Here is a 12,371-nt window from a genome sequence, read left to right as displayed (position 1 = left end):
TATGTTTTCAAGTCCGTTCGGTTGCCAAACCTCTATAACTAACTATATTTCAAATATTTCAAAGAACAATTTCAAGTTTTAATGGGACAGTAATGAGAATAACCAATATCTATTTATTTAATAATGAAATTAATTCTTTGATTTTAAATAAATTATGGTATATTTGAATATAATCAGGCCCTGCCTCGCTAAACCTAGGAACGATCAGTTTACTTTTCACTTTTAGTCTTCGCTTTTCAGATGCCAATGTTATCATCTTTTTGATGTAGTAACTATTTGAAATTGTTTCCTTTCAGTATCATTTATTTCTCATTCATTATTCTGCTGACAAAATGGTTATTAAGGACATATCGTCTTTAAAGGATGGCTTTATGCCAAAAACAATTTTTTTTATTTAATACATTACAAAAATGCAACAAGGAACAGTAAAATTCTTCAACGAGACAAAAGGTTTTGGTTTTATTTCACCTAACGATGGTGGCGAAGATCTATTCGTACACATGTCAGGTTTGAAGGACAATATCAGACAGAATGATCAAGTAACATATAATGTTGAACAAGGAAGAAACGGGCTTAATGCTACAAACGTACGCATAGCATAACAATACTTCAAATTGTATTATTACGGAAGGCTACCTCAGAAATGAGATAGCCTTTTTTATTTGCTTTTTTGGTCAAAATAAAAAAGAGGTAAGTTTTGGTCCTTACCTCTTGTAGAAAATGTCTTGTGGAGCATATCGGATTCGAACCGATCACCTCTTCGCTGCCAGCGAAGCGCTCTAGCCAAATGAGCTAATGCCCCAATAACAGAAGTTTAATTTGCTTCTGCTGTATGAATCGTGTAACGGATACGGTCATGCGCTGCCACTTTTGTGATAAAATCAAAATAGGCTTGGTACGCTTCCGGAGGGTAGGTACCGTCTTTGATCTCTAATTTACGATAATATTTTACATTTTGCCCATCGGAAGATATTTTAAGTTCATATTTCCCCATTGCACATTCTACTGTTTCATCCACCGGTGCGAGTATGCCTCTGAGTTTCTCTTCAAAGACAAATTCCGTTTCGTCAATATCGGTGTATCCCCGGTTGATATACAAAGGGTTTATACGATTTCTTGATTCTGGAATATTGCGTTGCGTGTTGAAAATATTGGGTGTGAGTATGTAATTGTTGCCATTTTTTACGACACAGTTACGGATATAGATATCCAGATTCTCTTCCAGCACAGGACCATCAGCCTGATCTACCTTGTAGTCTATTTTATTGAATACAATATTATTGATGTCGTAATATTTTTTCAACTGCTTATTTTGATCGGGTAGGCTGTTGTACAGATTGGAAAAATGATTTTCAAACTGCGAACCTGTAAAGGAGGTGTGTAACGTACCACTTAAGTTGCCTTCTTTGGACACTTGAAATGCCGTTTTGCGCTTTTGCAGGCTTCCCGCCGATGGATATGCCGGCGTACGTAATACTTTGCCACCTTCCTCGGTACATGCTAATACCAACCTATCGTCCGTGAAGTCTCCCAAATAGCCAAATGGGCTTTTGTTGCTTGTGCATTCTAGCCAGGTGGTATCGTTTTCGAAAGGAATGCATAGTATGATGTGATTACCATCCACCGCATTGGCAAAAGATTCGTCCAAACTAACCTTGCTGCTGCCGGCTTCTACTACGCAGTAAAGCGATGGGATGTCTACAGCATGCAATAAGGCTTGCATATAGTTTACCAAAGCCTTACAGTCGCCATAGCCTAATTTATCGACATACGATGCTGGAAAAGGCTCCAATCCGCCTATTCCTACCTGAATGCTGACATAGCGGGTTTTGTTTTGCATATATTCGTACAGTGCTTTAGCCTGGTCTTTCGGATTATCGTATTGCGAAGCAATTTGCTTTGCTTTGGCGATAGTTTCTATTGGTAAATCTTGCTTTCCTTTTAATAATTCATCATGCACCCATTTTCCAAAATCCTTCCAATTGTTTACCGTTCCTGTTCTTTTAAAATATTGAAACGATTCGGGTACAATCTTTACGACCATTTTGTTGGGATTCTCTAGAGGGGAGAAAGGCTCGATTTTGCGTGCATTTAGATTAGCTGCTGTCCATGTATATGTCTTACCCTTATCGTTGCTCACGACTTCAGCATCTTGTTGCAGATTCTCTGCTTTGATGCGGAGATTGAGATTCGGTTTGCAGCTGAATTGGTAAGTGCTTTTTTCTACAGCGAGGTCGCTATTTCGATTCGGGTACCAATAAGGAATGAATAAATTTTGTCCGTGCTTGATTTCATACGTATATACGATGGTATAGGGATATGTCGTCATACTCGGTGCGTAATGTTTGACCCGTAAATCGGCGTACATACTCACACCATCGGTGGCGCTATAATCCTTAAAATCCCGTTGACCGAATTTATGAATCTGGATTCCGAACTCATTATATACAGCACCTTTAATGTCTTTTATAGTCTTGCTTTTGTCGTAATACACAGTGAGCTGGGCATAATCTTCACCCGATTTGTTCAATACCGTAATGGCACGAGTGACCGTTTCGGTGATGTTATTATCATTCTTCATATCAATGCTGATATGCTCATTGCGTAGGACGGCCGTAGCGCGGCTTTTTAATCCGCTAGGAATGGATTCTACCGCATACTCTTGTGCAGATGCAAGAATAGTAGAAAAAATATAGGCTAAAAATAGAATTTTAAACTTCATTATTGGGCTTGGTAATTGAATTCGAAATCAAGTTGCATATGCTGGATAATTCTGGAAAACAATTCTTTCAATCCGAAATATTCATCACTGGTATATATTGCCTTATTTAAGGCCAATTGCTGGGTGACAACTAACTTGTTGTCCGCGATCTTGCTGTTGTAATAGAACCGTGCTGAATTCTGTGGCAATACCATATTCATGCTTTTAGGGCTTTGAGATAAGGTCATGCCTTCAGGCAATTCGATTTCTATATGATGTTTTTCAGTGTCCTGAGCTCCCAAGTCTACGTCATAAGTTCTTTCATCCAGATTGAATGGATTTTTAGTAATTCTTGATATAAAAATAGGATTGAAAAGTACTTTATTTGATTGCACCGGTGACATTAAGTTAATGTCGACTTCATATTCTTCAATAAGCAACTGATCGGGTGTGTCTTGCCCATGCAAAGCGGATTGATGTATGGATATATGACTAAGCTTTTCGTCAAAGTTTTCAACATATTCCTCAAAACTAGGGTAACTGATTATATCTTTACGCTTGTTCAAGGCGTCAAGCCCCGTGGAGGAAATGGTCAATTTGCCTTTTAATTTCCCGTCGAGTCCTAGTTTCCCATGGAAATTGTATTCACTTAAGGAAACCGTATTATTAGTTAGTTCTATCCATTCTGAGGATTTGCGGGAATAGATAATACGGCCTTTCCCATTGATACAATGTAATGGAAGTTGGCCAAAAGCAATCAAAGGATCTGTTGCATCTGCTAATATAAAATTATCATTGACTTTGACTGCGGCGATTACATAGTTGAAATCGGTTAATACAGGATGTAGGTCATGTGGAAGACCATTATTCCGAGTCGATAGGATGACAGGATAACATTCTATATCTGCTGCCTGCAGCGCGGTAATTAGTGCCAGATTTATATCTCCTACATTACCACTTTTTCTTTCCAGAGCATCTTCCACGCCCTGCTGTGCATATTTTCCATAGACGTTATTCAGGCGGATATTTTTATTGATCCATTGGTATACGGCAGCTGCACGTGCATGTGTATCTTTGATTTCTAAAATGGATGGATCCATTTTACTTTTGAAATAATCAGTTTTCTTAAGCTGTCCCCCAAAACTTCTATCAGTCATCAGTTCTTGGTCTACATCTTTCCACGCTTTGGTGAACTTGTCAACGCCGCCTCGTGGATTAGTCATTTCTACCAATTCGAAATTAATCGCTGAGATATAATTTTTGGGAGCTAGCATAAACGCTTCCTCCTTGAAGGCTGGAATATTGCTCATCGTATACGTGATGTTAGAACAATCTACACGCTGACCGCCAAAAGCGAAGCAACCACCCTCGCGTTTACTTTTGGTGTCTTCGAGCTTGAAACCACCTTTTAATGTGACATTATAATTGCTAATGGCGGGGATACGTACATTATATTCGCTACGGATTTTAGGGATATCCGACTGAAATTGCCACGACCGGAAATTAAAAATATCAGGCGATACTAAATTATACTGTATTTCGATAATGGAACCCACTTGGATATTGGGCATAGTGAATTTGGTTAGTTTTAGAAATTCACTTTGATTTTCGGTGATGATAGCTTTTCTTTCTAGAGGCGTCTCCGTAATTCTACCATTTTCTAGGTTGTACGTTTTGCCAATGACCTCGTCTATATATTCAAAGGTTCTGCCAAAGCTATAGAGTGGGATAGTGAAGTTAGCATGGTCAAATCCTTCTTGGGATAATATTTTGATTCGTACCTTATAGGTGTGGAATACACGTAAAGCATTATCGCGATCGCTGATGTCCATATGGGTTTTGCCTGTTTCGAGCAATACCACAGCATTCGCATCTTTGTCAGGATAGTCGCCTATCTGCTCAAAACTCACAGCAGACATTGGAGGAAAATCCTTTACCTGCGCCACAGCTACCGCACTATATAATAGAAGGCTAATTAGCGTTAATAATTTCATTTAAGTTAATATAAAATTGTTTTTGAAAATAACAATTTTACTTCATAATGCCATGAAAATTATTCCTGCGCTTGCAATAATTGTTTGTCATACAGATCAGCATACTCCCCATTCAGCGCTAACAACGACTCATGGTTGCCTTCTTCGATGACTTTTCCATTATCCAATACAATAATGTGATCCGCATTTTTGATGGTCGAGATACGATGAGCAATAAAAATACTGGTTTTATCTTTCATGATCTTGCTCAGATTATGCAGAATCTCTTCTTCGGTTTTGGTGTCAACGGCTGATAAGCAATCATCAAAAATCAGAAAATTCGGGTTCTTAATCAGTGCTCGTGCTATTGAAACCCGTTGTTTTTGACCGCCCGACAAGGTAATGCCCCGTTCGCCGATATGCGTATGGAATCCTTCTTCAAATCCCATGATATTCTCGTATACAGCAGCTTGCTTAGCAGCCCATTCCACTTGCTCGGCCGTATATTTGTCTAATCCAAAAGCTATGTTATTTGCAATCGTATCCGAAAATAGAAAAACATTTTGTGGAACAAATCCGATCTGCTCCCTCAATGAAATATAATCGTAATCTTTGATATCGGTGCCCTGGTATGCTAAACTGCCCGAATCAACATCATACATACGCAGAAGTAGATTGGCTAATGTACTTTTGCCCGACCCGGTCTTACCAATGATGGCTACCGTCTGACCAGCTGGTATCGTCAGGTTGATGTTGTCCAATGCTTTGATACGAGTTTCTGGATAGGTGAAGGATACATTTTTCAGTTCTATATTTCCTACTATATCCTTGACTACACTGCCATTTACTATTTCAGATTTCGTATTCAAAAATTCGTTGATACGTTTCTGGGAAGCCGCAGCACGCTGAATTAATGAGGTCACCCAGGCAAGTGCCAGTGCCGGGAAGGTCAGTTGATTCACATAGATGATAAACTCGGCAATATTACCTGCTGTAATAGTGCCTTTATTGACTTCCAATCCACCCACATATACCGTGATAATCGTACTAAACCCTACCAAAAAAATAATAAGCGGGAAGAATATGGCTTGTACACGCACCAGATCCAATGTTGTGTTTCTGTATACTTCGCTTTCTTTTTTGAATTCATCAATTTTGCCCGTTTCTTGGGTATAGGTCTTGATAACTCGTATCCCCGAAAAAGTTTCTTGCACAAAATTCGAAAGTTTGGAGAGTTGTGCTTGTATGCGTGTACTGCGTTGATTAATAACCTTATTGATGAACAGTATAATTACCATGATAATAGGTATCGGTAATAGTGCGTACGTCGCCAATGTAGGATTCACATCGTACATGGCATATATGATCATGATGGATAAGGTCACTGTATTAATGGTGTACATGATAGCAGGACCTAAATAATTGCGGACCTGATTTACATCTTCCGTAGCGCGGTTCATCAAGTCACCCGTATTATTTTTGCGGAAAAAGGAAAAATCCAATGCTTGATAATGTTGGTATATCTCATTTTTCAAGTCGTATTCGATATATCGTGAAATAAGAATTATCGACTGGCGCATCAGGAATAGAAATATTCCGCGTATGAGGGCGAGAACAAGGACTAAAGCACCAAAATACAATAGACTTTTTCCAAAAATACTATAGATAGATTGTTGATTGTCGAAACCATTGTAAAGCTTATACAAATCGATGTTTTCTTTCACCAAGTCGAAAGCCTCACGAATCACTTTGGCTGGCAATATGCCGAAATAGTTGGAAATGATAACAAATATAACACCCGGAATAAGACGCCATTTGTACTTGAGGAAATATTTATTTAGATAAGCGAGATCTTTCATATATATACAATGATAACAAAGTTAAGTCTTTCAGCCTAAATAAATGAATGTCTAAAAGTTGAAATTGACCGCAGGCAGATATTTCACGCAAAATAATACGTTTAAATCAATTAATTTTTTAATTTTGTAAAGCCTAAAATGGGCTTATTTGATATATATATTGGTTATGCAAAATTCCACTATTTTCAATCTGATGTCCAATTCTGATCATCAGAATCTATTCTTTTGTAATGATCCTCAATTAGGACTAAAAGCTATTGTGGCTATTCACAATACGACTTTAGGTCCAGCTATCGGAGGTGTACGTATGTTGCCGTATGAGTCCGAAGAAGAAGCTATCGAAGATGCATTGCGTCTGTCAAAAGCTATTACGTACAAGTCATCCTTAGCAGGATTGAATCTTGGTGGTGGATGTGCTGTTATTATCGGAAACAACCGTACCGACAAGTCGGAAGTATTAATGCGTCGTTTCGGTAAATTCGTCGAAGGATTGAATGGTAATTTTATCGCTTCTATCGATGTAGGTACTACACAGAAAGATTTGGAGTATATCCATGCAGAGACTAATTATGTAGCAGGATTGCCAACATCCATGAATGGAGGAGGGGATACAACTATATTTGCGGCGCGCGGTGTATTCTACGGAATCAAAGCGGCTATCAAAGAATTGTATGGTGATGATTCACTAGCTGGTCGTAAGGTCGCAGTACAAGGTGTCGGTTCGGTAGGGGAGCATTTGGTATCAATGCTTCGCAATGAGAATGCACGTGTATATGTATCCGATATGACTGAAGAGCGCAAATTAAAAGTTGCCGCTAAATACAAAGCTGAGCCTATTCAATACAGTACATCTTATGAATTGGATGTAGATGTGTACGCACCATGTGCGTTAGGAGGCACTGTTAATCCTGATACTGTACCGAAGATGCGTTGCAAAATCATCGCGGGTTCGGCAAACAATCAGTTGAAAGATGAAGACAGAACAATACAACTATTGAAAGAGCACAACATTCTATATACACCGGATTTCTTAATCAACTCAGGTGCTTTGATCAGTTGTTACTCTGAATTGGAAGGCTATGGTACCGAGCGTACAGAGTCTTTGATTCGTAATATATATACAGCAACTCGTCACGTGTTGCAAAGTTCAAAAGAAGAGAAAATTACCACTTTTGAGGCGGCAAGACAATTAGCGGAAAAACGCATTGTGAATATTGCCAAATTAAAGCGGTAGTTGATTCCGACTTCTTGCATAAAAATCGTTCTTTATAAATAATTCGTTCTTATACACTATGTTAAACAGAAGACACCTTAGAGTTAAGGTCATGCAAACGCTTTACGCGTACAGTTTATCGGAGGATAAACAAATTAAAGATTTTGAAAAGGCACTTTTCAAGAATGTAGAAGAGGTAAATGAAATGTACATCTGGACATTGAATTTGCTGGATGAAGTAGCAGAATACGTAGTTATAGATGCCGAAAGTCGTGCCGCCAAATATCTTCCAACAGAAAAGGATAAAATCCTAACGACCAAACTGAATAGCAATACCTTTATTGAGTCATTGCGTCAGAATAGGACTTATCTGGAGTTGGTGAAAAAGTACAAGGTGTCTTGGGAGTTTGATCCGGAAATTGTGCGCTCGATATTCGCGCAGCTGAAGGATTCGGAAGCTTATTTAAATTATCTACAAGAAGAGGATCGCAGTATTAATTCTGAAAAAGATATTATCAAACATATCTTTAAAAAGATTGTGCTGAAGTCTGTGGATGTAGAGCAAGTTTTTGAAGAAAAATTTATCAATTGGTCCGTAGACAAAGAAGTACTGCAGGCTATGATTGCTAAAACTTTCAAAAACTTCAGTTCAGAAGTTCCTTCACAAAACAAATTGGCAGATTTGACGCCAAGCTGGTCAGAAGATGAGGAATTTATTTCGGAACTGTTCAAATCAACAATTCGATATTCAGAAGAATATCAAAAATTGATCGCTGAAAAAACAAAAAACTGGGAAGCAGATCGTATCGCTTTGATGGATACTATTCTGATGCGTATGGCAATTAGTGAATTAATTAATTTTCCATCTATCCCGGTTAAAGTTACTATCAATGAGTACATCGAATTGTCAAAAACATTCAGTACGTTGAAAAGTAATACATTTATAAATGGTATATTAGACAAAATTCTTGCGGATCTGAACAAACAAGGACGTATCCGTAAATCAGGAAGAGGATTAAAAGACTAATAATAAAATGAAGAAACTTTTATTCGCAGCCGTAGCCGCATCTCTATTGATGGCATGTAATAATACATCCAATAAAGAAGAGGCAAGCAACGACAGCTTAGGTAATGATGTCGAGAGTGTGCATACACTAGGCAATGGTAAGATTGTATTCGAGGAAACAGAGTATGACTTTGGAGCCATTAAAGAGGGCGAAGTTGTTGAGCATACTTTCAAATTCAAAAACGAAGGTACAGAGCCGGTTATTTTGGCTCAAGTGACTGCAACTTGTGGATGTACTACGCCAGACTATACCAAAGATCCTATTTTGCCAGGCAAAGAGGGTGAAGTAAAAGTGAGTTTCAATAGCGCTGGACATCCTGGTGTACAACAAAAATTTGTTACGATATCTTCCAATGCGGAAAATCCTGTGACAACCGTACAATTAAAAGGAACAGTAGGTCAATAAATTAAAAATTAATAATTATATGATATCAAATACTTTATTACAAGCTGGTGGCGGTGGTTTAATGGGAATGCTACCAATGGTGCTGATTATTGTCGTGTTTTATTTCTTCATGATCAGACCACAAATGAGAAAACAAAAAGAACACAAAAAATACATTGAAGAATTGGGTGTTAACTCTAAAATCGTGACTACAGCTGGTATTCACGGACGTATCGTTGAGGTATCGGATACTACATTTTTAGTAGATGTAGGTTCAGGTGTACGTATGCGTTTTGACAAATCTGCGGTATCTTTAGATGCTTCCAAAGCAGCGAATGCAGAGCCAAAAGCTTAATTCTACAACAAGAATAATCAAAAAGCCATTTACCGCAGGTAAATGGCTTTTTTTATTGTGGTGACAGAGAGTACGCTGAGTTTTGTTAACTTTGTGTATATGAAGCAACGTCGATTTACAAAAATTCATCGCAGAAAGATCAATATCTTCTTACGGTGTCTCGTTATTTCGTTTGTCGCTTGGCTATTGATTGCCGTGTCCAATCAATATACCTTCACCATTAAAGCAGGGATTCAGTACGTCAACATTCCCGAGAAACGTGCTTTTCATCCCTTGCAGTCCGATACAGTAAATGTGAGTGTACGCATGAGCGGATGGAATGTCCTCATGTCGAAGCTGCGGTCGGATACCAACAATCTCCAAGTTGATTTGAGTGGCTTAAACAGTCGTAATTTTATTGTTTTCAGCAATCAAATAGGCTTTATCAATCGTCAATTTCCCAGTGAGAAAAGAGTAATGGCTGTATCACCGGATACATTATATTTTGATTTTTCTAAACAAACGCAAAAGAAAGTTCCCATCAAGGTTCCTACGAATATATCGTTCACAAAACAATATGGGTTTATAGGCGAAACACGAATCAATCCTTCTATGGTTACGATTACGGGGCCGACGGAAGATGTGTCGAATATTGAATACCTCGAAACGGATACCATCAAGGGAGATTTGGTGTTTACAGATATTCGAACAATAGCGAATATCAACAAGAACCACAAAACCAATATTACGATCTATCCGCGGATGACGGAAGTTGTAATTCCGGTAGGTGAGCTGACTGAAAAAATTATTGAAGTGCCGGTCAAAATCGTCAATGGATCAAAATATATTTCTGTACGTACTGTACCGAGCAAGGTGACCTTGACTATCTTAGTGTCATTGAAAGATTATAGCAAATGGACAGCTAGTGACTTTGAAGCAATAGTGGACTTAGAGAATTGGGAAGATCAACACGTGAAGAGCTTGCCCGTTCGTATCACCAAGGTTCCGGATTTTGTGCAAACAATAAAAATCGAACCGCAAAACGTAGACTTCTTTGTCAGAAAGTAATTCGAATCCCTTATGAAATCACTTAAAGTTGGTATTACAGGAGGAATTGGCTCCGGAAAAAGTTTTGTATCTAAGATATTTAAAACCTTAGGTGTGCCTTTCTATGATGCAGATAAAGAAGCTAAAGCCATTATGAATAGCTCGGACACGGTTCGTAAAGGATTAATTGATGCTTTTGGAGAATCGGTCTACTTTGCCGATGGCACTTTGAACCGCAAATGGCTGGCTGAGCAAGTGTTTAATAACAATGACCAATTGACCATTCTAAATGGGATCGTGCATCCTGTCGTGATTCAACATGCTGTAGACTGGGCAAATGTGCAACGCAGTTGTTATAGCCTCAAAGAAGCGGCTCTACTGTTTGAATCAGGCTCCTACAAAACTTTAGATTATACAATCTTGGTCATTGCTCCACAGAATGTACGTATCGATCGCGTCATGGCACGCGACAATGTGTCTCGTGAGGAAGTCATTAACCGCATTAACAAACAAATGTCTGATGAGGCTAAAATGGAAATGGCACATTTCATCTTGGTAAATGATGGAATAGAGCCTCTGTTGCCGCAGATTTATAACATACACAAACAGCTAATAGATAAATGCTAGAAAAAGCAATTTTAGACGATTTTTTGATCGAGAATGAAAGAGGGTTTTACTGTAAGTATGGTGATTTTTATATCGATCCAAAATATCCTGTAGACAAAGCTGTAATTTCCCATGCACATGGCGACCATGCGGTGCCTGGGCACACATCCATCTACGCGACATCCAATACCATTGCGTTTATGCAGCATCGTTTCACGAAGCAACCGGTGGCATCTTATCTTTCCAAACTATACAGAGAAACTTTTGAGCTAGGAGAGGTGCAACTGTCGTTCATACCCGCGGGTCATATATTGGGTTCTGCCCAAATATTGATGGAATATAAAGGTGCGCGATATTTATACACGGGTGATTATAAATTGCAGGAGGATATAACCTGTGAGCCTTTGGAATATATAAAAGCTGACGTATTAATCACCGAAACTACCTTTGCCGATCCGGAGATTATCCATCCAGATCCGATCGAAGAAATCAAAAAACTCAATAGCACAAAGCTAAATATTATGTTGGGCTGCTACGCATTAGGCAAGGCGCAGCGCATTACTCATTTGATAAATACCTATTGCCCTGACAAAATAGTGTACGCACACCATAATATTGCGCCTATACATCGCATTTATGATTCCAGAGGGTATGCCAAGCTGGAGTATGAGATCTACAACCGTAAGGCCTTAAAAGACGGTCAGGATAAGATCTATTTGGTTCCTCCTATGACTTTTCATAATTACTTCCGTGCCAAAAATGTCGTACGCGTATTTGCCTCTGGCTGGAAGCGTCTGCAGAACTATAATGATATGACCTTATTTATTTCGGATCATATTGACTGGAATGATCTGAATACTTTTATAGCACGAGTCGAACCAACGGAAATATGGACTGTGCATGGGGAAGGTAAACACCTTAAATCGCACTACGAGGGAAAGATTAAGGTGAGGAATATATTGAAATAATCGAATTCCTTTGTTTGGTGATAATTATTCTTAGGACGGCGCAAAAGCTTATCGCGCAAAAACATTTTACTTAATTATTGGTTTTATAAAAGTATCACATAAAATACTTACCAATATGAACAAATTTTTTAGAGCATTAATAGCAGGTTGGGGAGCCAAGAAAATGGGCTTCGGTTGCTTTGGGACGATAATTGTATTTATTATCATTTATTACCTCTT

11 protein-coding genes and 1 tRNA gene are annotated in these 12,371 nt (G+C 38.5%); 8 read left to right on the top strand and 4 right to left on the bottom strand.

The genetic code is table 11. From position 1 onward, the window contains the following. Positions 1-410: 410 nt before the first annotated feature. A complete protein-coding gene (locus tag EDC17_RS06465; RefSeq protein ID WP_132777322.1) occupies positions 411-602 on the top strand; it encodes a cold-shock protein in 192 nt (63 codons plus the stop codon). A 126-nt stretch (positions 603-728) separates the two neighbouring features. Here the strand turns inward: EDC17_RS06465 and EDC17_RS06460 are convergent. From EDC17_RS06460 to EDC17_RS06445, 4 genes are all read right to left on the bottom strand, one after another. Beyond that, positions 729-802: transfer RNA gene (locus EDC17_RS06460), tRNA-Ala, on the bottom strand. 12 nt (positions 803-814) lie between these two features. Next, a complete protein-coding gene (locus EDC17_RS06455; RefSeq protein WP_243646066.1) occupies positions 815-2,722 on the bottom strand; it encodes a DUF3857 domain-containing protein in 1,908 nt (635 codons plus the stop codon). Beyond that, on the bottom strand, positions 2,722-4,695 hold the full coding sequence (locus EDC17_RS06450; RefSeq protein ID WP_132777320.1) for a DUF3857 domain-containing protein: 1,974 nt from the start codon (positions 4,693-4,695) through the stop codon (positions 2,722-2,724). Before EDC17_RS06450 ends, EDC17_RS06455 begins: the two co-directional genes overlap by 1 nt. A 59-nt stretch (positions 4,696-4,754) precedes the next feature. Next, entirely contained in the window at positions 4,755-6,533 is a 1,779-nt protein-coding gene (locus EDC17_RS06445) for an ABC transporter ATP-binding protein (RefSeq protein ID WP_132777319.1), read from the bottom strand. 166 nt (positions 6,534-6,699) lie between these two features. Between EDC17_RS06445 and EDC17_RS06440 the strand changes: the two genes are divergently transcribed. The 7 genes from EDC17_RS06440 to EDC17_RS06410 are packed head-to-tail and all read left to right on the top strand — an operon-like array spanning position 6,700 to position 12,152. After that, positions 6,700-7,767 (top strand): Glu/Leu/Phe/Val family dehydrogenase, encoded by a 1,068-nt coding sequence (locus EDC17_RS06440; RefSeq protein ID WP_132777318.1) that lies wholly within the window; start codon positions 6,700-6,702, stop codon positions 7,765-7,767. Positions 7,768-7,825: 58 nt separating this feature from the next. Beyond that, positions 7,826-8,773 carry a transcription antitermination factor NusB gene (gene nusB, locus EDC17_RS06435; RefSeq protein ID WP_165894375.1) on the top strand — a complete coding sequence of 316 codons (948 nt, stop codon included), beginning with the start codon at positions 7,826-7,828 and terminating at the stop codon, positions 8,771-8,773. Between the two features lie 7 nt (positions 8,774-8,780). After that, a complete protein-coding gene (locus EDC17_RS06430; protein WP_132777317.1) occupies positions 8,781-9,218 on the top strand; it encodes a DUF1573 domain-containing protein in 438 nt (145 codons plus the stop codon). A gap of 19 nt (positions 9,219-9,237) precedes the next feature. Beyond that, a complete protein-coding gene (gene yajC, locus EDC17_RS06425; RefSeq protein ID WP_132777316.1) occupies positions 9,238-9,552 on the top strand; it encodes a preprotein translocase subunit YajC in 315 nt (104 codons plus the stop codon). Positions 9,553-9,594: 42 nt separating this feature from the next. After that, the gene (locus EDC17_RS06420; protein WP_243646065.1) at positions 9,595-10,599 is read left to right on the top strand and encodes a hypothetical protein; all 1,005 of its coding nucleotides are present in this window, start codon (positions 9,595-9,597) and stop codon (positions 10,597-10,599) included. Positions 10,600-10,611: 12 nt separating this feature from the next. Then, a complete protein-coding gene (gene coaE, locus EDC17_RS06415; protein ID WP_132777315.1) occupies positions 10,612-11,205 on the top strand; it encodes a dephospho-CoA kinase in 594 nt (197 codons plus the stop codon). Then, positions 11,199-12,152, top strand: a complete 954-nt coding sequence (locus tag EDC17_RS06410) for an MBL fold metallo-hydrolase RNA specificity domain-containing protein (RefSeq protein ID WP_132777314.1) — start codon at positions 11,199-11,201, stop codon at positions 12,150-12,152. Before coaE ends, EDC17_RS06410 begins: the two co-directional genes overlap by 7 nt. Positions 12,153-12,371: the final 219 nt, after the last annotated feature.

The sequence above is a fragment of the Sphingobacterium alimentarium genome (genome assembly GCF_004342685.1).
Classification (GTDB): domain Bacteria; phylum Bacteroidota; class Bacteroidia; order Sphingobacteriales; family Sphingobacteriaceae; genus Sphingobacterium; species Sphingobacterium alimentarium.
The sequence above is the reverse complement of the archived record's forward strand: the minus strand, read 5'-3'. Positions and strand labels throughout refer to the sequence as shown.

Bases quoted from the DNA above. Each gene is read 5' to 3' on its own strand.
- EDC17_RS06465 (WP_132777322.1), top strand. From the start codon at position 411: ATGCAACAAGGAACAGTAAAATTCTTCAACGAGACAAAAGGTTTTGGT.
- EDC17_RS06455 (WP_243646066.1), bottom strand. From the start codon at position 2,722: ATGAAGTTTAAAATTCTATTTTTAGCCTATATTTTTTCTACTATTCTT.
- EDC17_RS06450 (WP_132777320.1), bottom strand. From the start codon at position 4,695: ATGAAATTATTAACGCTAATTAGCCTTCTATTATATAGTGCGGTAGCT.
- EDC17_RS06445 (WP_132777319.1), bottom strand. From the start codon at position 6,533: ATGAAAGATCTCGCTTATCTAAATAAATATTTCCTCAAGTACAAATGG.
- EDC17_RS06440 (WP_132777318.1), top strand. From the start codon at position 6,700: ATGCAAAATTCCACTATTTTCAATCTGATGTCCAATTCTGATCATCAG.
- nusB (WP_165894375.1), top strand. From the start codon at position 7,826: ATGTTAAACAGAAGACACCTTAGAGTTAAGGTCATGCAAACGCTTTAC.
- EDC17_RS06430 (WP_132777317.1), top strand. From the start codon at position 8,781: ATGAAGAAACTTTTATTCGCAGCCGTAGCCGCATCTCTATTGATGGCA.
- yajC (WP_132777316.1), top strand. From the start codon at position 9,238: ATGATATCAAATACTTTATTACAAGCTGGTGGCGGTGGTTTAATGGGA.
- EDC17_RS06420 (WP_243646065.1), top strand. From the start codon at position 9,595: ATGGCTTTTTTTATTGTGGTGACAGAGAGTACGCTGAGTTTTGTTAAC.
- coaE (WP_132777315.1), top strand. From the start codon at position 10,612: ATGAAATCACTTAAAGTTGGTATTACAGGAGGAATTGGCTCCGGAAAA.
- EDC17_RS06410 (WP_132777314.1), top strand. From the start codon at position 11,199: ATGCTAGAAAAAGCAATTTTAGACGATTTTTTGATCGAGAATGAAAGA.